Source organism: Methylobacterium ajmalii (genome assembly GCF_036448855.1).
GTDB classification, from domain to species: domain Bacteria; phylum Pseudomonadota; class Alphaproteobacteria; order Rhizobiales; family Beijerinckiaceae; genus Methylobacterium; species Methylobacterium ajmalii.
The window spans coordinates 1-20,446 of sequence record NZ_JAZFXT010000031.1 but is presented as its reverse complement, the minus strand read 5'-3'; the positions used below and the strand labels follow the sequence as shown (position 1 = coordinate 20,446).

Genomic DNA, 20,446 nt, shown 5'->3' with positions numbered 1-20,446 from the left:
AGTTCCGGCCGCGCGGATCCCGGCGACGCGCCGGGATGGGGGACGAACGCGGCGAAGGTGTGGGGGCGGGGCGGCAGGGGCAGCCGGGCGGGCGCGTCACCGCCGCGGTCGAGCCGTCGAGCAGACATCGTGGGCCTCCGGGGCGGGCCGCGCGGCCCGCCCGAGCATCGGTCGTCGGGTTGTCGCGGCGGGGTGCGGCCCGCGCCGGGCGAACCGGCGGGCCCGCGCCGCGGAGGCCGCACAGTGCGGCGCACCGGGCGAGGTTGTCCAGGCGGATGCGCACGGTCCGGCACGGATTGCGGGGGAGTGTTGTTCTACGGGCGGGGCCGGACGGGTCGGGAGATCGCCCAAGGGAGATTGCCCAAGGGAGATTGCCCAAGCGTGCGGGTGGCGGCGCCGGAGGGACGACGCTACATCGCGGGCATTGTCCGGAGCCCGCCCGATGCCCGCCTCGCCCCTTCGCCTCGGCGTCAACGTCGATCACGTCGCCACCCTGCGCAACGCCCGCGGCGGCACGATGCCGGATCCGGTGCGGGCGGCGCACGCGGCGATCGCTGCCGGGGCCGACGGCATCACCGCCCACCTGCGCGAGGATCGCCGCCACATCCGCGACGCCGATGTCGAGCGGCTGCGGCGCGAGATCGACCGGCCGCTGAACTTCGAGATGGCGGCGACCGACGAGATGGTGGCCATCGCCCTGCGGCTGCAGCCCCATGCCGCCTGCCTGGTGCCGGAGAAGCGCGAGGAGCGCACCACCGAGGGCGGGCTCGACATCGTCGGCGGCCGCCAGCACCTCGCGCCCGCGATCGCCCGCCTCGTCGAGGCCGGGGTGCGGGTCTCGCTCTTCGTCGAGCCGGAGGTGCACGTGATGGAGGCCGCCCGGGCGCTCGGCGCTCCCGTGGTCGAGCTGCACACCGGCACCTATTGCGAGGCGGTGATCGCCGGGGATGCGGGCGCGGTGCGGGCCGAGCTCGCCCGCCTCGCCCGCGCCGCCGAGCACGGCCACGCCCTCGGCCTCGAGATCCATGCCGGGCACGGCCTGACGGTCGACAGCGTCGGCCCGGTCGCCGCCCTGCCCCAGGTGCGCGAGCTCAACATCGGCCACGCGCTGATGGCCGAGGCGATCTTCGACGGGCTGCCGGCGGCGATCCGGGCGATGCGGGCCGCGATGGACGCCGCTCGCGTCGCGAGCGCCGCATGATCGTCGGCATCGGCTCCGACCTCTGCGACATCCGCCGCATCGAGCGCTCGCTCGAGCGCTTCGGCGACCGCTTCACCCACCGGGTCTTCACCGAGGGCGAGCGGGCCCGCAGCGACCGCCGCGCCGCCCGGGCGCCCTCCTACGCGAGGCGCTTCGCCGCCAAGGAAGCCTGCGCCAAGGCGCTCGGCACCGGCATGAGCCACGGCGTGTTCTGGCGCGACATGGAGGTGGTGAACCTGCCGGGCGGCCGCCCGACCCTGCGGCTCACCAACGGCGCCGCCGAGCGCCTCGCCGCCCTGATGCCGCCGGGCCATCGCCCGGTGGTCCACGTGACGCTCACCGACGATCCCCCGCTCGCCCAGGCCTTCGTGATCATCGAGGCGCTGCCCGAGGGGCAGAGTCCCGCTTGAGCGGCACGCCGTCGCCGGGGGACAAGGCCGAACGGACCGATTCGCCCACTCCGCCGCGCCGCGTTGCGGGCGGGCAAGCGTTGGTCTAGACCCCCCGCACCGCGCAAAAAGCCGGCCGCGTGCCCTCGGCGGGTGCCCAGGCGTATTCTGCACGGACCGCCGGAGAGACGAGCATGGATCGCGCACGCACGGACCAGGACCTGAAACGCGGCAAGGATGCCGGCCTCTGGGACTCGATCAAGGAGACCGTCAAGGTCGGCGTCCAGGCGCTGCTGATCGCCCTGGTGGTCCGCACCCTGCTGTTCCAGCCGTTCAACATCCCGTCCGGCTCGCTGATCCCGACCCTCCTGATCGGCGACTACCTCTTCGTGTCGAAGTACTCGCTCGGCTACTCGAAGTACTCGCTGCCGCTGAGTGAATACCTGCCGTTCGAGGCCAAGGGCCGGATCTGGGGCGCGGAGCCCAAGCGCGGCGACATCGTGGTGTTCAAGCTGCCGAAGGACAACGCCACCGACTACATCAAGCGGGTGATCGGCCTGCCGGGCGACCGGATCCAGGTGATCGAGGGCGTGCTCAACATCAACGGCCGGGCGGTCAAGCGCGAGCGCATCGCGGATTACTCGACCACCGACGCCTTCGGCCAGCCGACCCTGGTGCCGCAATACCGCGAGACCCTGCCCAACGGCGTCACCCACGAGATCATCGAGCGCGACGGCGACCGCGGCCTGTGGGACAACACCCAGGTCTACACCGTGCCGGCGAACCACTTCTTCATGATGGGCGACAACCGCGACAACTCGACCGATTCGCGCGATCTCGGCAATGTCGGCTACGTGCCGTACGAGAACCTGATCGGCCGGGCCGAGGTGATCTTCTTCTCGATCGACGAGGGCGCGGCCGCCTGGCAGATCTGGAACTGGCCGTGGACGGTGCGCTGGAACCGCCTGTTCAAGCCGATCCACTGACGGGAGCCCGAGCGTGAGCGACGCCGAGCCCGCGGAGCGGGCCGACACCCAGCCCGACGCCGCCCTCCCGGTTTCCGGCACCGCGGGGCCGGGCGAGGCCCCGCCGCGGCGCAAGCGCGGGATGCGGCGGCGGCCCGACCTCTCGGTGCTTGAGGAGCGCATCGGCCATCGCTTCGCCGACCGCGACCTGCTGATCCGGGCGCTGACCCATGTCAGCGCGACCAACGGGAAGAACAGCTACCAGCGCCTCGAATTCCTCGGCGACCGGGTGCTCGGGCTCGCGGTGGCCGACGGGCTCTACAACGCGCTGCCGGGCGCCGACGAGGGCGACCTGTCGCGCCGCCTGTCGAGCCTGGTGCGGCGCGAGAGCTGCGCCATCGTCGCCAATGCCTGGGAGGTCGGGCCGCACCTGAACCTCGGCGGCGGCGAGGTCCATGGCGGCGGCCGGCGCAACGCCGCGATCCTCGCCGACGTCTGCGAGGCGATCCTGGGGGCGATCTTCCTCGATGCCGGCTACGGCGCCGCCAAGGCGGTGATCGACCGTGCCTTCGAGGCCGACCGCCAGACCGAGGGGACCCGCAGCCGCGACCCGAAATCGGCGCTCCAGGAATGGGCGCAGGCGCAAGGCTGGCCGACCCCGACCTACGTGGTGGTGGAACGGTCCGGGCCCGACCACGCGCCGCAATTTCACATCGAGGCCCGGGTCACCGGGACCGAGCCCGGCCTCGGCATCGGCGGCTCCAAGCGGCTGGCCGAGCAGACGGCCGCGCGCGCGCTCCTGCTGCGCGAGGGGCTGTGGACCGGGGACGAGCCCGGGGAGCAACCAGAATGATCGACGACGACACCACACCCGAGACCGACGATCCCGGCCTGCCGGAGACCGCCGCCCCCGATACCGCGCCGCCCGAAGCGCCGCCGCCCAAGGACACCCGGGCGGGCTTCGTCGCCCTGATCGGCGTGCCGAATGCCGGCAAGTCGACCCTGCTCAACAGCCTCGTCGGCACCAAGGTGTCGATCGTGTCGCGCAAGGTGCAGACCACCCGGGCGCTGGTGCGCGGCATCGCCATGGAGGGCAACGCGCAGATCGTCCTCGTCGACACCCCCGGCATCTTCGCGCCGAAGCGCCGCCTCGACCGGGCGATGGTGACCTCGGCCTGGAGCGGCGCGGCCGACGCCGACGCGGTCTGCCTCCTGATCGACGCCCGCAAGGGGGTGGACGAGGAGGTCGAGGTGATCCTCACCCGGATGCCGGACCTGAAGCGCCCGAAATACCTGGTGCTCAACAAGATCGACCTGATGGCCCGCGAGCGCCTGCTGGCGCTCGCCGCCGCGCTCCACGAGCGGGTGAAGTTCGAGCGCATCTTCATGATCTCGGCGCTCACCGGCGACGGGGTCGACGATCTGCGCCGGGAACTCGCCGGCCGGATGCCGCCGAGCCCCTGGCTCTACCCCGAGGACCAGGTCTCCGACGCGCCGCTGCGGATGCTCGCCGCCGAGATCACCCGCGAGAAGATCTACGACCGGCTGCACGAGGAACTGCCCTATTCCTCGACCGTCGAGACCGACCAGTGGCAGGTCCGGCCCGACGGCTCGGTGCGGATCGAGCAGACGATCTTCGTCGAGCGCGAGAGCCAGCGCTCGATCGTCCTCGGCAAGGGCGGGCAGACCATCAAGGCCATCGGCCAGGCCGCCCGGATCGACATCGCGGAGGCGGCCGAGACCAAGGTCCACCTCTTCCTGTTCGTGAAGGTGCGGGAGAACTGGGCCGACGACCCGGAGCGCTACCGCGAGATGGGCCTGGAATTCCCCCGCGGCTGACGTGACCGACCCGATCGCCCGGCCGGGCGTCTACGGCCATCCGCCCGCCGACCTCGCCGCCGTCCCGGACGGCGCGGTGCAGCTCTCCCCCCTGGTCCCCGGGAGCGAGTCCCTCGAGGACCTCGCCCCCGGCGCCCTCGACAGCCTGACCGTGCTGGCCCCGCCCGGCACCCTCGAGCGGCGCCACACCCTGGCGCTGGCCTTGCGCGCCCTCGCCCCCGGCGGGGCGCTGACCGTGCTCGCCCCGAAGGACAAGGGCGGCTCGCGGCTCGCCCGCGAACTCTCGGGCTTCGGCTGCCGCCTCGACGAGAGCGCCAAGAGCCATCACCGGATCGTCCGCACGGTTCGGCCCGACGCGCCGTCCGGGCTCGACGCGGCGATCGCCGAGGGCGCGCCGCGGCGCGACGACGGCCTCGGCCTGTGGACGCAGCCGGGCATCTTCTCGTGGAACCGGATCGATCCCGGCACCGCCCTGCTGATCGAGACCCTGCCCGCCCTGTCCGGACGCGGTGCCGATCTCGGCTGCGGCCTCGGCATCCTCGCCCACGCCGTGCTGGCCTCGCCCAAGGTGACGGCGCTCGCCCTCGTCGACAACGACCGCCGGGCGGTCGAGGCGTCCCGGCGCAACGTCGACGAGCCGCGCGTGACGGTGACATGGGCCGATGCCCGCGCCGCCGACGCGGTGCCGGAGCGCCTCGACTTCGTGGTGATGAACCCGCCCTTCCACGACGGCGGCGCCGAGGACCGGGCGCTGGGCCAGGCCTTCATCCGCCGCGCCGCCGCGGCCTTGCGGCCGGGCGGCACGCTGTGGCTCACCGCCAACACCCATCTGCCCTACGAGGCGACGCTCGGCGAGGTGTTTCGCGAGGTCACGCAGCGGGCCGCCGCGCAGGGCTACAAGATCCACGAGGCGCGCAAATGAGCCGCACGCGATGAGCGGGAAGGCCAAGGTCCCGTCGGTCCGGCTCGACCGGCTGCTCGCCAATCTCGGCTACGGCTCGCGCCGCGAGATCCAGATGCTGGCTCGCGCCGGCACGATCGTGCTCGACGCCGCACCCCTGCTGGACGCCGACCGGCGCATCGCCCTCGATCCCGACCTGCCGGCCCGTCTCACCGTCCAGACCAGGCCCCTCGACCCGCTCCCCGGGGTGGCGCTGATGCTGCACAAGCCGCTCGGCGTCACCTGCTCGCACAAGGAGGCCGGCCCGCTCGTCTACGGCCTGCTGCCGCCGCGCTGGCGCCGCCGCGAGCCGCCGCTCTCCACCGTCGGCCGCCTCGACAAGGAGACCTCCGGCCTCCTGCTGCTGACCGACGACGGGGCGCTCCTGCACCGGATCATCTCGCCGAAGGCCAGCGTCTCGAAGCGCTACCGGGTGACACTCGATCGCCCCCTGCGCGGCGACGAGGGTGCGATCTTCTCCTCCGGCACCCTGATGCTGGAGGGCGAGGAGAAGCCGCTCCTGCCGGTCGATCTCGAGGTCCACGGCCCGACGAGCGCCGCCGTGACCCTGACGGAGGGGCGCTACCACCAGGTCCGGCGGATGTTCGCGGCGGTCGGCAACCACGTGACGGCGCTGCACCGCGACCGGGTCGGGGCGCTGGACCTGCCGGCGGACCTGGAGCCCGGTCAGTACCGGGTGATGGGGGAGGAGGATGTGGCGCGGGTGTTCGGGCAGGGGTGAGCGGGTGACGCCCGTCCGGCGAGGACGGATCCGCCTATCAGACGGCGCGGTTCGTCTCTCTCGCCGCGCGGCGAACCCACATCCACGTCGGCACGCGAACCAATCTCCCTTTTTCGTCGGCCGGCCGTACCGGACACGACCCGCCGCCGCTCCGGGGTTCGATCCTCCGCCCGACGCGGCTTGTGCGATGCCGCACCGGCCGCGTTACCGGCTGCTGCCAAGTATCCGATGATCGTTGTATCGTCGTTGCCGCTCGTTCATTCATGTAACATCGTTCCCGAGTCGAGGAAGACGATGTCGAGCGGCACCGCGACTTTCTGGATCATCATCGCCGCCGTGAGCGCCTCGTTCGGTGCCCTGCATGGGCTCCTGTTCAGCGACGGGCCGACGCTCGCGGGCATCCTGTACGGGACCTTCATCGGCCTTTTCACCATCGCCTACCAGCGCGGCGTCTTCCTCGCCGGCTACAGCGAGCGACTGCGGCGGCTGCCCACGCCGGCCTACGTCGTCGCTGCCGAGATCAGCCTCGTGCTGGTGATCGTCGTCGGCATGGCGCTGACCGGCCTGCTCCTCTGGACGCTCGGCATCGTCGACAAGCCGCTCATGGGGGCGATCACGCCGAAGCTCTCGACCATTCCCTTCGCCCTGGTCATGTCGGCCATCATCGTGTCGGTCCTGCGGGTGCGCGACCTGATCGGCGGCGAGACGTTCGTGAACCTCATTCTCGGGCGCTACCACCGCCCGGTCAGGGAGGAGCGCGTCTTCCTTTTTCTCGATCTCGTCGGTTCGACGGCCTACGCGGATCGAAACGGCGACGTCGCCGCGCAGGAACTGCTGACGGCGGTCTTCTCGGCGATCGCCGAGCCGGTGCGTCGGCATCGCGGACAGGTCGACGATTACGTGGGCGATCAGGTGATCGTCTCCTGGCCGCTCGCGCGAGGCATCGAGCGGGCGCGCTGCGTTGCCTGCATCTTCGCGATCCGCCAGGTTCTCGACCGCGACCGGGCAAGCTGGCTCGCACGCTTCGGCCTGGTGCCCGAACTGCGCGCGGCCCTGCACGGCGGCAGCGTGGTGACGGCGGAGGTGGGCGTCGACCGGCACAAGATCGCGTATTTCGGCGACGTCATGAACACGACCGCCCGGCTCGAAGGGCTGTGCCGCGAGACGAAGCGCGACGTGCTGATCTCGGAGGCCGTCCTCGCGCGGCTGCCGGCCCTGCCGGAGGGGATCGAGGCCGAGGCGCTCGGTTCGTACCGGCTGCGCGGGCGGAGCGGGACAATGGCGGTGCATGCGCTCGCGGACCGGCGCAGGCCGCGGTTCGTCGGTCCCCTCGCGGAGGTCGACGCCGACCGCCGGGTGGCAGGGCGGGGTTACGCCGCCCTGCGCGGCTGACGAGCGTCGTCTGCGAGATCATCGGCCCGTGTGACGGGCCGATGCGTTCCGGGCCGCCTCTATCCCAGGGTCGTCAGATCCTGGAACCAGTGCTGCGCCTGGGTGTACCCCTTTACCTTCCCCGAGAGCGCGTGCGGGTTGGTGTCGTGCACGACCCAGACCTGCACCGCGTCGTCCACCACGATCTCGTGGATGCGCGCCAGCATCTTGTCCTGCTCGGCCGGGTCGAAGCTCGCCCGCACCGCGTCGCAGAGCCGATCCACCTCCGGGTTGCGGTAGTGGCTCCAGTTCACGCCGGTCGGGGCGACCTGCTTCGAATCGTAGAAGCGCAGGATGGCGTAGAGCGGGTCGGAGGTGACGTACGCGATGTTGCTGCCGGTGACGCCCTTCAGCGACGGGTCGGCGGCGCCCTGGCGCCAGGCGGTGTAGGCGACCTCGAGCTCGACCGCCCGGAACTCGACCGCGATCCCGACCTCGGCCCAACTCTGCTGCACGAACTCGTTGATCGGCAGCGACAGCATCTGGCCCGAGCCGCCGGTCGGGATGATGAAGGTCGTGCGCAGCGGGTTCTGGGGCGAGTAGCCGGCCTCCCCCACCAGCTTGCGGGCCTGGTCGACGTCGTACTTGATCTGGAAGCCCGGCTTGCCGAACCACGGGCTCGAGGGCTGCACCTGGCCGACGGCCGGGGTGGCGAGCCCGCCCATCAGCGCCGCCACCCCGTCGCGGTCGATGGCGAGGTTGGCGGCCTTGCGCAGGCGCAGGTCGCGCCACGGGCTGCCCTCCAGCATCGACAGGTGGTAGTTCCAGACATGCGGCGTGTCGTTGCCGGTCACCCGCATGCCCGCACCCTTGAGGCGCGGCACCGCGTCGGGGGCGGGCAGCTCGATCAGGTCGGCATTGCCGGAGAGAAGGGCGTTGGCCCGCGCTAGGTCCTCGGGAATGCAGGCCAGCGTCAGCTTGGCGAGCCGCGGCATCCGCTTGGCGTTCCAGTAAGTCTCGTTCGGCACGAGGTCGAGCCGCACACGCGGCACCAGGGCGGCCAGCCGATAGGGGCCGGTGCCCGAGGGCTGGAACGCGAACTTGGTCCAGTCCCGCCCGACCGCCTCGTACTGCGCCGGCGACGAGATCAGGAACCACAGCATCTGGTAGGGAAACAGCGCGTCGACCGCCTTGGTGGTGACCTGCACCGTCATCGGGTCGAGCTTCTTGTAGGAGGCCACCGAGGGCAGGCGCGGGCGCACCTGCGAGGCCTGGCGCTGGTCGTAGTGGGGCGCCTTGGCGTCCAGCACCTTGTCGAAGTTCCAGATCACCGCGTCGGCGTCGAACCCTGAGCCGTCGTGGAACTTGACCCCCTCGCGCAGGCGGAAGATCCAGTTGCGGCGATCCGCGGCGTCGCTCTCCCACGCGGTGGCGAGCCCCGGCACCAGCTTGCCCGGCCGGTCGGCGACGTCGAGCTCCCAGGCGACCAGGGGATCGTAGAGGGTGAGCCCGGTGAACTGGTAGCCGCCGGCACCCCGGTCCGGCTGGCCGGTGGTGAGCGGCAGGTCGAACAGCGAGATGCCGTAGGTCAGGCTGCCGGACGGCGCCCCCGCCGGGCCGGCGGGGGCTGCCCCTTGCGCGAGCGCGGTGCCGGTGGGCCCGAGCGCCGCGAGGGCGGAGGCTCCGGCGAGCCACTGGCGGCGCGAAAGGGAGGCGTGACGCATCGATGAACCCCGGCAGGCGCGCGGCCGGTCCGGCCGCGTTACGCGCCTGACGTCTGCAAAACGCATGCAAGCACGGGCGGGGATGCGAGCCGGGCCGCTTCGAACCGCTCGCATAAAGACATCTTTATATCTTGATTGCCTCCCCGCCGGGCGGCTGCTATAGGCCCCGTCGAACCGGACGACACGGGAGACGGACCAATGCCGAGCGCGCAGGACTACATCGTCAAGGACATCGCCCTGGCCGATTTCGGCCGCAAGGAGATCGCGATCGCCGAGACCGAGATGCCCGGCCTGATGGCCGTGCGCGAGGAATATGCCGCGAGCCAGCCGCTGAAGGGCGCCAAGATCGCCGGCTCGCTGCACATGACCATCCAGACCGCGGTGCTGATCGAGACTCTGAAGGCTCTCGGCGCCGACATCCGCTGGGTGTCGTGCAACATCTACTCGACCCAGGATCACGCCGCCGCCGCGATCGCCGCCGCCGGCATCCCGGTCTTCGCCATCAAGGGCGAGACCCTGGAGGATTACTGGAACTACACCGCCAAGCTGTTCGAGTGGCATGACGGCGGCATGCCGAACATGATCCTCGACGACGGCGGCGACGCCACGATGTTCGTGCATCTCGGCCTGCGCGCCGAGAACGGCGACACCGCCTTCCTCGACAAGCCGGGCTCGGAGGAGGAGGAGATCTTCTTCGCGCTCCTCAAGCGCATGCTGGCCGAGAAGCCGAAGGGCTGGTTCGCCGGCCTCGCCGACGCGATCAAGGGCGTCTCGGAGGAGACCACCACCGGCGTGCACCGCCTGTACCTGCTCGCCAACGAGGGCAAGCTCCTCTTCCCGGCGATCAACGTCAACGACGCGGTCACCAAGTCGAAGTTCGACAACCTCTACGGCTGCCGCGAGTCGCTGGTCGACGGCATCCGCCGCGGCACCGACGTGATGATGGCCGGCAAGGTCGCGATGGTGGCGGGCTTCGGCGACGTCGGCAAGGGCTCGGCCGCCAGCTTGCGCAACGCCGGCTGCCGCGTGATGGTCTCGGAGGTCGATCCGATCTGCGCGCTCCAGGCCGCGATGGAAGGCTACGAGGTCACCACCATGGAGGATGCCGCGCCGCGCGCCGACATCTTCGTGACCGCGACCGGCAACAAGGACGTCATCACCCTCGACCACATGCGGGCGATGAAGGACCGGGCCATCGTCTGCAACATCGGCCACTTCGACAACGAGATCCAGGTCGCGGGTCTCAAGAACCTGAAGTGGCAGAACATCAAGCCGCAGGTCGACGAGATCGAGTTCGCCGACGGCCACCGCATCATCCTCCTGTCGGAGGGCCGCCTGGTGAACCTCGGCAACGCCATGGGCCACCCGTCCTTCGTGATGTCGGCCTCGTTCACCAACCAGACGCTGGCCCAGATCGAGCTCTGGACCAACCCGGGCAAGTACGAGAAGAAGGTCTATACTCTGCCCAAGGCCCTCGACGAGAAGGTCGCGGCGCTTCATCTCGAGAAGATCGGCGTCAAGCTGACCAAGCTGCGCGACGACCAGGCCGCCTATATCGGCGTGAAGACCTCCGGTCCGTTCAAGCCCGATCACTACCGCTACTGATCGGCAGCGTCGTCATCCAATGACGGGGTGGGAGCCCGGCCGCGAGGCCGGGCTCTTCTTTTTGCGTGTACGCTCGTCGCTCACGGTTGTGTGTTTTTCAACCTATCGAATGTTCTTTCTTTGTTCTGTCACCAGTGTGGCATTTCTGTGCTCTTGACGGTGCTCCGCGCCGCCATCGTCGGCCTTGCCGCAATTCACCCCTTCCGGGCCGAATCCGCGCCGCGCTAAGCTCGCGCCGAATCTGTGGTGAGGGGTGCCGATTCGCGGTCGCGGACGGTCCCGGCGTTCATCAGGCGTAGCGTTGAGGTCGCAAAGGCGTGCCGGTCCGGTCGAGGACCGGCGCGCCGGTTCGCGTGGAGACGGACGGGTCATGGGGGTTGGACGAACGTCGCGGCGGCTCGGCGGCCGCGCGGGCGCCGGCATTTTGGGCGGCGCACTCGGCCTGGCGGCCGCCGCCCAGGCGGCGGAGACGGCCCCGGGGCTGCACGCGCACAACGCCGTCGGCTTCGCGGTGCTGATCGGGCTGACGATCTTCGCCACCATCCTGTCGCTGCTCTACCTGCGCGAGCGGGCCCGCTGGACCCGGCGCGAGCACACCCTGACGACCGAGCTCGCCGAGCTGCGCGGCGCCCACGACCGGGCCGACCTGCTGCTCGGCTCCGAGCCGCAGGTCGTCGTGACCTGGGATGCCCGCGGCGAGCCGCGGATCGAGGGCGACGTCGGCATCACCGCCGAGGCCGCCCGGGCCGGCTCGCCCCGCCGCGTGCTCGCCTTCGGGTCCTGGCTGGTGCCCGCCGACGCCGCCGCCCTCGACGCCGCGGTCGAGGCGCTGTGCGGGCGCGGCGAGCGCTTCCGCCGCACCGTCCACACCCTCCAGGGCCGCACCGTCGAGGCGCAGGGCCAGGCGGTCGGCGGCCAGGCGCTGCTGCGCCTGCGCGAGCTCACCGGCGAGCGGCGCGAGCTGGTCGAGCTGCGCGCCACCCTGGAGGAGGCCCGCCACGGGCTGTCGGCGCTCGCCGGCCTCCTCGACGCGATTCCCCAGCCGGTCTGGCGCCGCGGCCGCGACGGCCGCCTGGCCTGGGCCAACGCCGCCTACGTCACCGCCGCGGAGGCCGGCGACGTCGACCACGCGGTGCGGGAGAGCGCCGAGCTGCTGGAGCGCTCCGCCCGCGAGGAGGCCGATCGCCGCCGCTCCCGCGGCGCCGGCAACCCGCTCCGGGTCTCGGCCGTGGTGGCGGGCGCGCGCCGCATCCTCGACGTCACCGAGGTGGCGACCGATTCCGGCACCGTCGGCATCGCGGTCGACGTCTCGGAGCTCGAGAGCGTGCGCGCCGACCTGCAGCGCCAGATGGACGCCAACGTCCGCACCCTCGACCAGCTGCCCACCGCGGTGGCGATGTTCGACGCGCGCCAGCAGCTGATCTTCCACAACGCCGCCTACCGCCAGCTCTGGGATCTCGACCCCGGCTTCCTGGAGAGCCGGCCGCTCGACGGCGAGATCCTCGACGCCCTGCGCAACGCCCGCAAGCTGCCCGAGCAGGCGGATTTCCGCAGCTGGAAGGCCGGGGTGCTCGGCGCCTACCGGGCGGCGGAAGCGCAGCAGAACTGGTGGCACCTGCCCGACGGGCGGACGCTCCGCGTCCTCGCCGACCCGAACCCGCAAGGGGGGCTGACCTACCTGTTCGAGGACGTCTCCGAGCGGGTCCACCTCGAATCGCGCTACAACGTCCTGATGCAGGTGCAGAGCGAGACGCTCGACACCCTGCGCGAGCCGGTGGCGGTGTTCGGCACCGACGGGCGGCTGAAATTCGCCAACCGGGCCTTCGCCCAGGTCTGGCGCATCACCCCGGAGATGCTGGAGGTCCAGCCCCATATCGACCAGGTGATCGCGGCCTGCCGCACGTTGAGCCCGGCCGAGGAGCCCTGGACCCAGATCCGCGAGGCGGTGACCGGCCTCGTCGATGCCCGCCACGGCCTGACCTGCCGCCTGGCGCTCGCCGACGGCACCATGCTCGACTGCGCCGCCGAGCCGCTCCCCGACGGGGCGACGCTGCTCACCCACATCGACGTGACGGCGAGCGTCAACGTCGAGCGGGCGCTGACCGACAAGAACGAGGCGCTGGAGCGCACGACGCGGCTGCGCGACGAGTTCGTGCACCACGTCTCCTACGAGCTGCGCTCGCCGCTCACCAACATCATCGGCTTCACCGAACTCCTCGGCGACGAGACCGTCGGCGCTCTCAATCCGCGCCAGCGCGAATACGCCGACCACATCATGCGCTCCTCGGCGGCGCTCCTCGTCATCATCAACGACATCCTCGACCTCGCCTCGATCGATGCCGGCTCGATGGAGCTGACGCGCGAGCGGGTCGACGTGCAGACCACGATCGCGGCGGCGGTGCGGGGCATCGGCGACCGGCTGGCGGAGGCCGACATCGCCCTCGTCCTCGACGTGCCGGCCGACATCGGCAGCTTCGTCGCCGACGGCAAGCGCATCCGCCAGATCCTGTTCAACCTCCTGTCCAACGCGGTCGGCTTCTCGGCCCCGGGCCAGCAGGTGCGGGTCTGCGCCCGCAAGGACGGCGAGAGCCTGGTGCTGGAGGTGGCCGACCAGGGCCGCGGCATGCCGCCCGAGGTGATGGCGCGGGTCTTCGAGCGCTTCGAGAGCCATACGCTGGGCACCCGCCACCGCGGCGTCGGCCTGGGGCTCTCGATCGTGCGCTCCTTCGTGGAGCTGCATGGCGGACGCATCGACATCGCGTCGGCGCCCGGGACCGGCACCCGGGTGACCTGCACCTTCCCGGTCGGCGACGGCGAGGCCCATCTGGCGGCGGCCGAATAGGCCGCGCGGTCCGAACAGGCCGCGCGCGAGGATCGCCCCGGGCGCATCGTCGCGGTCCCCCGGGAAGGGCCGGGAAAGTTTAAGGTTCATGCGCTATCACCGACGGGATTGGCCCCGGACGGGCCCGTGAGCGAGGATGGCGGAGTGGACCAGGAGGGCATGGCCGAGCGCACACCCTGGGAGATCGTGCTGCCGGACGAGAGCGCGACCGAGGATCTCGGCCGCTTCCTCGCCGAGATCCTGCGGCCCGGCGACCTGGTGGCGCTCTCCGGCGGGCTCGGCGGCGGCAAGACGACGCTGGCCCGGGCGATCATCCGCGACATCGTCGGCGACCCCGGGCTCGAGGTGCCGAGCCCGACCTTCACCCTCGTCCAGCCCTACGAGGGCCGGAACGGGCAGGCCGTGGTCCATGCCGACCTCTACCGCCTGCGCGGCCCCGACGAGCTGGTCGAGCTCGGCTTCGACGAGCTGACCGAGCGGGCGATCGCGCTCGTCGAGTGGCCCGACCGGCTGCCGCCGCGCCACGGCCCGACGCTCGCCATCGACCTCTCCCTCAAGCCCGAATTCGGCGACGACGCCCGGCTCGTGCGCCTCATCGGCGGCGGGGGCCTGGGCGGCCGGCTGATGCGGGCCCGCGCGCTGCGCGTGCTCCTCGACCGCTCCGGCTGGGGCGAGGCCGAGCGCACCCACATGCAGGGCGACGCCTCAAGCCGCGCCTACGAGCGCCTGACCAACCCGGACGGCGCCAAGGCGGTGCTGATGATCTCGCCGCCCAAGGCCGACGGGCCGCCGGTGCGCGACGGCAAGCCCTACAGCGCCATCGTCCATCTCGCCGAGAGCGTGCACGCCTTCGTGGCGATGGATCGCGGCCTGCGGGCGCTCGGCCTCTCGGCCCCGAAGATCCTGGGCGAGGACCTGGAGGCCGGCCTCCTGATCCTCGAGGATCTCGGCAGCGAGCCCGTCGTCGACCAGGGCGGCCCGCGGCCCGAGCGCTACGCCGAGGCGGTCAAGGTGCTGGCGCGCCTGCACGGCACCACGCTGCCGACGGTGCTGCCGGTGGCCGAGGGCCGCGACCACGAGGTGCCGCCCTACGACCGCGAGGCGCTGCTGTTCGAGGCAGAGCTGCTGCCCGAATGGTACGCGCCCTTCGTCGCCAACGCGCCGCTGGCGCCGGACGCCCGCGCGGCCTTCGTCGCCGCCTGGAGCGAGGCGCTGGAGCCTCTCGAATCCGAGGCGCGGACCTGGACCCTGCGCGACTACCACTCGCCCAACCTGATCTGGCTGCCCGAGCGCGACGGGATCGAGCGCATCGGCGTGATCGACTTCCAGGACGCGGTGCTCGGCCACCCGGCCTACGACGTCGCCTCGCTGCTGCAGGATGCCCGGGTCGATGCCAGCGCCGAGTTCGAGCTGCGCCTGCTCGGCCTCTACGCCCGCGAGCGCCGGATGCGCGACGCCGAGTTCGACATGCAGGGCTTCGCCCGCGCCTACGCGGTGCTGGCGGCGCAGCGGGCGACCAAGATCCTCGGCATCTTCGCCCGCCTCGACCGGCGCGACGGCAAGCCGGGCTACCTCGCCCACCTGCCGCGCATCGAGGGCTACCTCGCCCGCAACCTCGCCCACCCGGCGCTTTCCGGCGTCCGGGCCTGGTACGCGCAGCACCTGCCGCGCCTCTGCCCGGCCGAATCCTGACCGATCGACGAAGCGCCGCACCGATGACCGACACCCCGCCTCCCGCCGTGACGCGCGCCTTCGTGCTGGCCGCGGGCCTCGGCAAGCGCATGCGCCCGATCACCACCACCACGCCCAAGCCCCTGGTCGAGGTCGCCGGCAAGTCGCTGGTCGACTACGCCCTCGACCGGATCGCCGAGGCCGGCATCCCCGAGACGGTGGTGAACGTGCACTACCTCGCCGACCTGATGGAGGCGCATCTCGTGCGCCGCCGCGGCGGCCCGGCCATCACCATCTCGGACGAGCGCGACAAGCTGCTCGAGACCGGCGGCGGGGTGAAGAAGGCGCTGCCGCTCCTCGGGACGGCGCCGTTCATGGTGCTCAACTCCGATTCGTTCTGGCTCGAGGGGCCGCAGCCGAACCTGCGCCGGCTGGTCGCCGCCTGGGACCCGGAGCGGATGGACATGCTGCTCCTTCTCGCCTCCGCCGCCACCAGCCTCGGCTATGACGGCCCGGGCGACTTCAACATGGACAAGGAGGGCCGGCTGACCCGCCGGGCCGAGCGCGAGGTCTCGCCCTTCGTCTATGCCGGCGTCGCGATCCTGAAGCCCGAGCTGTTCGCCGACACGCCGGAGGGCTCGTTCTCCCTCAACCTGCTGTTCGACCGCGCGATCGAGGCGGACCGCCTGTTCGGGCTCCGCCTCGACGGGCAATGGCTCCATGTCGGCACGCCGGAGGCGCTGCGCGACGCCGAGGAGCGGGTGAAGGCGAGCGCGGCGCAGCCGTGAGCGGATGGAGGAGGGCGGCCGTCCTTGGTGGATGGCTCATCCCTCGATCGTGCAGAACGGTTTGGAAAAGAAGAGGCACGGGTCTTCCGGGGCCGCGACCCCGCCGGCCCCCCACACGGACCCCGTCATGCCCCCCGGCTTCTCGATCGGCCCCCTCGACGACCTCGGCGCGGTGCTGGCGCTCAATGCCGCCCACGTCGCCGAAACCTCGCATCTCGACGAAGCGGCACTGCGGGCGCTCCGCGACCAGGCCTTTCTCGCCGCCGCCGTGACCGGGCCCGAGGGGCTGTCGGCCTTCCTGATCGCCCTCGACCAGGACGCCGCCTACGCCAGCCCCAACTTCCGCTGGTTCCGGGAGCGCTATCCCCGCTTCGTCTATGTCGACCGGATCGTCACCGCCCCGGCGGCGCGCGGCCGTGGGCTGGCGCGGGCGCTCTACCGGACCCTGTTCGCGCGGGCCGCCGCGGCCGGCCACGACCGCATCGCCTGCGAGGTCAACCGCCTGCCGCCGAACCCGGGCTCCGACGCCTTCCACGCCGCCCTCGGCTTCGCGGAGGTCGGCAGCGCCGACATCCACGGCGGGACGAAGACCGTGCGCTACCTGATGCGCGAGACCAAGCCATGAGCCGCGCCAAGAGCAGCACGAAGAGCAGCACCAAGGGCAGCACCAAGGGCCTTCGCGAAACCCCTTCCGTGAGCCGGGACGGCCACGTCTTCACCATTCCGCCGGGGCTGCCCTTCCTCGATACCCTGGCCGAGGCGCTGCTGTCGGGCCGCCTCGTCGGCGACCTCGCCGGCGGGCCGTTCGGGCTTGCTGCGGTCACCCTCTACCTGCCGACCCGCCGCGCCGCCCGGGCGCTGGCGGCGATCCTGGCCCGGGAATGCGGCCCGGCCGCGCTGCTCCCCCGGATGGTGCCGCTCGGCGAGGCCGACGAGGCCGAGCTCGACCTCCTGTCGGCGCCGCCCGGCGAGCGCCGCGAGGAGATCCTGCGCCCGCCGATCCCCGCCCTCGAGCGCCGGCTGATCCTCGCCCGCCTGGTCCAGGCCTGGGCCGGCACCGTCGACCGCGGGCTCCTGCCGCTCGGCGACGAGGTGCCGTTCCGGGTGCCGTCCTCGCCGGCCGATGCGGTCGGGCTCGCCGCCGACCTCGAAGGACTGATGGACTCGCTCACCGTCGAGGGCCTGCCCTGGGACGACATCGCGGGCGCCGTCGAGGCCGAGCATTCGCGCTACTTCTCCCTCACCCTCGATTTCGTCCGCATCGCCGCCGAGCACTGGCCGAAGATCCTGGCCGATCGCGGGGTGAGCGATCCGGTCGAGCGCGGCCGCGCCCTGGTGCTGGCAGAGGCCGCGCGCCTCGTGCGCGAGCGCCCGGCCGATCCGGTGATCGTCGCCGGCTCGACCGGCTCGGTGCCGGCCACCGCCCGGCTCATCGCCGCCATCGCCGGTCTGCCCCGCGGCGCCGTGGTGCTGCCGGGCCTCGACCGCGACCTCGACGAGGCCGGCTGGAGCGCGATCGACCCTGCCGGCGACGGCGAGGCGGCGGCCCATGCCCACCCGCAGGCGGTGCTGCACCGCTTGGTCGGCAAGGACTTCCTCGCGGTCGAGCGCGCCGAAATCGTGCCGCTCGGCACGCCGAGCCCGGCCGCCGCGGCCCGGGCGGGCCTCCTGTCCCAGGCCCTGCGCCCGGCCGAGACGACCGATGCCTGGGCCGATCTCGACCCGGCGTTCCGCGATCGGCTGGCCCGCGACGGGACCGCCGGGATCCGGGTGGTCGAGGCCGCCGACGAGCGCGAGGAGGCGCTCGCCATCGCGGTCGCGCTGCGGGAGACATTGGAGCGGCCGGACCGGACCGCCGCCCTGATCACCCCCGACCGGGCGCTGGCGCTGCGCGTCGCCGCGGAACTCCGGCGCTGGGGCATCGTCGCCGACGATTCGGCCGGCGAACCGCTGGCCCGCAGCCCGGCCGGGCGGCTCGCGCGCCTTGCCGCCGACGTCGCGGCGCTGGACGCCAAGCCCGAGCGGGTGCTGGCGCTCCTCGCCCATCCGCTGGTGCGCCTCGGGCTGACCCGCCCCGAGGTGGAGCGCGCGGCGAGCGCGCTCGAGATCGGCGTCTTGCGCGGTCCCGCCCCGGCCAAGGGGTTCGACGGCATCGCCGACGCGCTGCGGCTCGCCCGCACCGAGGAGCGCCCGCACGATCCCCGGCCGCGCCGGCGCCTCACCCCCGAGGACTGGGAGGCGGCCGACGCCCTGCTGGTGCGCCTCGCGGTCGCCTTCCGCGACTTCGCCGCCGACGAGGACGATGCGCCCGACGACCTGATCGCCATCGCGCAGCGCCACCGCGCCACCTGCGACCTCCTCATGGCGGGGCCGGAGGAGGACGGGCAGGAGGACGCAGCCGAGGAGGAAGGTGAGCCCGACGCCTCGGTAGCGGTGCTCGATGCGCTCTTCGACGACATGGAGCTGGCCCAGCCCGGCCTGCTCGCCGGCCGGTTCTCCGACTACCCGGCCTTCTTCACCGCGCTCGCCCGCGAGCGGGTGGTGTCGCGGCGCAACGCCAGCCCGCACCCGCGGCTGCGCATCCTCGGCCTGCTGGAGGCCCGGCTCCTCACCGTCGACCGGGTGGTGCTCGGCGGCCTCGACGAGGGCGTCTGGCCGCCCAAGGCCGAGACCGACGCCTTCCTCAACCGGCCGATGCGCGCCCGGGTCGGCTTGGCCCCGCCGGAGCGGCGCCTCGGCCAGACCGCGCACGACTTCGTCCAGGCCCTCGGCTGCCCGGATGCGATCGTCACCCGCGCCCACAAGCGCGAAGGTGCGCCGACGGTGCCGTCGCGCTTCCTGCAGCGCCTGCGCGCCTTCGCCGGCGAGGCGGCCTGGAAGAGCCTGGTGAAGGGCGGGCAGCGCTTCCGGTCGCTCGCCGCCGCCATCGATGCCGGCCTCGGCCCTGCCGACCTCCCGGTCCTGCCGCGGCCGCGCCGACCGGCGCCCCGGCCCGACCCGGCCCTGTTTCCGCGCTCGCTCAGCGTCACCGAGATCGAGACCCTGGTGCGCGACCCCTACGGGATCTTCGCCCGCCACGTGCTCGGCCTCGACGCCCTGGAGCCGGTGGCGGTGCAGCCGGGCGCCAGCGACCGCGGCACCATCGTGCACGCCGTCCTGGGCGGCTTCGCCGAGCGGTTTCCCGAGGGACTGCCGGCCCTCGACGAGGCCGAGGAGGTCCTCTACGCGCTCGCCGCCAACGCCTTCGCGCCGATCTCCGACGCCTATCCGGAGCTCTACGCCGAGTGGTGGCCGCGCTTCGTGCGCCTCGCCGAGGCGTTCCTGGCCTGGGAGGCCGAGCGCCGCCCGGGCCTGAGGCGGGTGGCGCCCGAGGTCGGCGGGCGCTGGGCGCTCGCCATTCCGGGCGGCCACGTCCTGACCCTGCGCGCCCGCGCCGACCGGATTGAGACCCGCCGCGACGGCGGCCACACCATCATCGACTTCAAGACCGGCCAGCCGCCGAGCGCCCGCGAGGTCTTTGCCGGCTTCTCGCCGCAGCTGCCGCTGGAAGCCGCGATGCTGCAGGCCGGCGCCTTCCGGGGCCTGGAGGCCGCCGCCGAGACTCCGGACCTCCTCTACGTCCGGGCCGGCGGCGGCAAGACGCCCCTCGATCCCGCCCCCCTGAAGCCCCCGCGCGGCGACGGGCGCAGCCTGCCCGAGCTGGTCGAGGCCCATGTCGCGGGCCTGCGCCAGCTCGTCGGCGCCTTCATGGCCGGCGAGGCCTCCTACCTGTCGCGGCCCTACCCGAAATACGCCAAGGCGTATTCGGATTACGACCACCTGGCGCGGGTGCGGGAATGGTCGCTGGTGGAGGGGGAGGAGTGATACCAACGGCGATTTACGCTGACACGTTTGCCCATGTTCGGGATGTGATAGTACTGATGGCGTCTGGCATGGCGATCAGCCAGTTCTAGGGTCTAAACCCGTTCAAGGCGTTGCAAGGATGAGGGAAATGTGACTCGGATCGCCTCCCAGATGGAGGAGGCTATGGCAGAGCTGTTCTGGCTGTCGGACGAACAATGGCAGGCGATGGCGCCGTTCATGCCCACCAACCAGTTCGGCGCTCGTCGCAAGGACGACCGCACCATCCTGTCGGGCATCCTGCACGTCATCAAGTCCGGCTGCCGCTGGAAGGATTGCCCGAGCGAGTACGGCCCTCACACCACCGTCTACAACCGCTTCAACAGATGGGCGCGCCGCCGCTTCTGGACCGGCATGCTGTAGGCCCTGGCCAAAGCCGGATGGTCCGGCGAAGCGGCCGCCCTCGACTCGACCTACGTCAAAGCCCAGCACGCCGCCCACGGCGGAAAAGGGGGCCCGCGAACAGCCC

General features: G+C 72.2%; 15 protein-coding genes and 1 pseudogene. 15 read left to right on the top strand and 1 reads right to left on the bottom strand.

All coding sequences use genetic code 11. The features are described from left to right. The first annotated feature begins 442 nt into the window (after window positions 1-442). From V3T34_RS15605 to V3T34_RS15570, 8 genes are all read left to right on the top strand, one after another. Entirely contained in the window at window positions 443-1,201 is a 759-nt protein-coding gene (locus V3T34_RS15605; protein ID WP_060847233.1) for a pyridoxine 5'-phosphate synthase, read from the top strand. Then, window positions 1,198-1,611, top strand: a complete 414-nt coding sequence (gene acpS, locus V3T34_RS15600) for a holo-ACP synthase (protein WP_305077465.1) — start codon at window positions 1,198-1,200, stop codon at window positions 1,609-1,611. The genes V3T34_RS15605 and acpS overlap by 4 nt, the downstream gene beginning before the upstream one ends. Before the next feature lie 173 nt (window positions 1,612-1,784). Beyond that, window positions 1,785-2,576 carry a signal peptidase I gene (lepB, locus tag V3T34_RS15595; RefSeq protein WP_060847231.1) on the top strand — a complete coding sequence of 264 codons (792 nt, stop codon included), beginning with the start codon at window positions 1,785-1,787 and terminating at the stop codon, window positions 2,574-2,576. 121 nt (window positions 2,577-2,697) lie between these two features. Further along, window positions 2,698-3,408, top strand: coding sequence for a ribonuclease III (gene rnc, locus V3T34_RS15590; RefSeq protein WP_091882050.1), 711 nt, complete (start codon window positions 2,698-2,700; stop codon window positions 3,406-3,408). Beyond that, window positions 3,405-4,394, top strand: coding sequence for a GTPase Era (gene era, locus V3T34_RS15585; protein ID WP_305077464.1), 990 nt, complete (start codon window positions 3,405-3,407; stop codon window positions 4,392-4,394). Before rnc ends, era begins: the two co-directional genes overlap by 4 nt. A 1-nt stretch (window position 4,395) precedes the next feature. Further along, on the top strand, window positions 4,396-5,316 hold the full coding sequence (locus V3T34_RS15580; RefSeq protein ID WP_305077463.1) for a class I SAM-dependent methyltransferase: 921 nt from the start codon (window positions 4,396-4,398) through the stop codon (window positions 5,314-5,316). Window positions 5,317-5,326: 10 nt separating this feature from the next. Then, a complete protein-coding gene (locus V3T34_RS15575; protein WP_305077462.1) occupies window positions 5,327-6,076 on the top strand; it encodes a pseudouridine synthase in 750 nt (249 codons plus the stop codon). Window positions 6,077-6,256: 180 nt separating this feature from the next. Further along, entirely contained in the window at window positions 6,257-7,468 is a 1,212-nt protein-coding gene (locus V3T34_RS15570; RefSeq protein WP_305077461.1) for an adenylate/guanylate cyclase domain-containing protein, read from the top strand. Window positions 7,469-7,527: 59 nt separating this feature from the next. On the opposite strand, the gene V3T34_RS15565 is transcribed toward V3T34_RS15570, so the two are convergent. After that, window positions 7,528-9,171, bottom strand: coding sequence for an ABC transporter substrate-binding protein (locus V3T34_RS15565; protein ID WP_305077460.1), 1,644 nt, complete (start codon window positions 9,169-9,171; stop codon window positions 7,528-7,530). 198 nt (window positions 9,172-9,369) lie between these two features. On the opposite strand from V3T34_RS15565, the gene ahcY reads away from it, so the two are divergent. From ahcY to V3T34_RS15530, 7 genes and pseudogenes are all read left to right on the top strand, one after another. Next, window positions 9,370-10,776: an adenosylhomocysteinase gene (gene ahcY, locus V3T34_RS15560; protein WP_060847225.1), complete on the top strand. Its 1,407-nt coding sequence runs from the start codon at window positions 9,370-9,372 to the stop codon at window positions 10,774-10,776. A 370-nt stretch (window positions 10,777-11,146) separates the two neighbouring features. Then, window positions 11,147-13,618 (top strand): sensor histidine kinase, encoded by a 2,472-nt coding sequence (locus V3T34_RS15555; RefSeq protein WP_060847224.1) that lies wholly within the window; start codon window positions 11,147-11,149, stop codon window positions 13,616-13,618. Between the two features lie 159 nt (window positions 13,619-13,777). Beyond that, the gene (tsaE, locus tag V3T34_RS15550; protein ID WP_305077516.1) at window positions 13,778-15,310 is read left to right on the top strand and encodes a tRNA (adenosine(37)-N6)-threonylcarbamoyltransferase complex ATPase subunit type 1 TsaE; all 1,533 of its coding nucleotides are present in this window, start codon (window positions 13,778-13,780) and stop codon (window positions 15,308-15,310) included. Window positions 15,311-15,333: 23 nt separating this feature from the next. Next, a complete protein-coding gene (locus V3T34_RS15545) occupies window positions 15,334-16,077 on the top strand; it encodes a nucleotidyltransferase family protein (RefSeq protein ID WP_305077459.1) in 744 nt (247 codons plus the stop codon). 127 nt (window positions 16,078-16,204) lie between these two features. After that, window positions 16,205-16,702: a GNAT family N-acetyltransferase gene (locus V3T34_RS15540; protein ID WP_305077458.1), complete on the top strand. Its 498-nt coding sequence runs from the start codon at window positions 16,205-16,207 to the stop codon at window positions 16,700-16,702. After that, on the top strand, window positions 16,699-19,941 hold the full coding sequence (addB, locus tag V3T34_RS15535) for a double-strand break repair protein AddB (RefSeq protein WP_331369228.1): 3,243 nt from the start codon (window positions 16,699-16,701) through the stop codon (window positions 19,939-19,941). The genes V3T34_RS15540 and addB overlap by 4 nt, the downstream gene beginning before the upstream one ends. A gap of 162 nt (window positions 19,942-20,103) precedes the next feature. Next, window positions 20,104-20,446 (top strand): annotated as a pseudogene (locus V3T34_RS15530) (transposase); the annotation flags it as partial.

Coding starts and splice junctions, on each gene's coding strand:
- V3T34_RS15605 (WP_060847233.1), top strand. CDS start 443: ATGCCCGCCTCGCCCCTTCGCCTCGGCGTCAACGTCGATCACGTCGCC.
- acpS (WP_305077465.1), top strand. CDS start 1,198: ATGATCGTCGGCATCGGCTCCGACCTCTGCGACATCCGCCGCATCGAG.
- lepB (WP_060847231.1), top strand. CDS start 1,785: ATGGATCGCGCACGCACGGACCAGGACCTGAAACGCGGCAAGGATGCC.
- rnc (WP_091882050.1), top strand. CDS start 2,698: ATGCGGCGGCGGCCCGACCTCTCGGTGCTTGAGGAGCGCATCGGCCAT.
- era (WP_305077464.1), top strand. CDS start 3,405: ATGATCGACGACGACACCACACCCGAGACCGACGATCCCGGCCTGCCG.
- V3T34_RS15575 (WP_305077462.1), top strand. CDS start 5,327: ATGAGCGGGAAGGCCAAGGTCCCGTCGGTCCGGCTCGACCGGCTGCTC.
- V3T34_RS15565 (WP_305077460.1), bottom strand. CDS start 9,171: ATGCGTCACGCCTCCCTTTCGCGCCGCCAGTGGCTCGCCGGAGCCTCC.
- ahcY (WP_060847225.1), top strand. CDS start 9,370: ATGCCGAGCGCGCAGGACTACATCGTCAAGGACATCGCCCTGGCCGAT.
- V3T34_RS15555 (WP_060847224.1), top strand. CDS start 11,147: ATGGGGGTTGGACGAACGTCGCGGCGGCTCGGCGGCCGCGCGGGCGCC.
- tsaE (WP_305077516.1), top strand. CDS start 13,778: ATGGCCGAGCGCACACCCTGGGAGATCGTGCTGCCGGACGAGAGCGCG.
- V3T34_RS15545 (WP_305077459.1), top strand. CDS start 15,334: ATGACCGACACCCCGCCTCCCGCCGTGACGCGCGCCTTCGTGCTGGCC.
- V3T34_RS15540 (WP_305077458.1), top strand. CDS start 16,205: ATGCCCCCCGGCTTCTCGATCGGCCCCCTCGACGACCTCGGCGCGGTG.
- addB (WP_331369228.1), top strand. CDS start 16,699: ATGAGCCGCGCCAAGAGCAGCACGAAGAGCAGCACCAAGGGCAGCACC.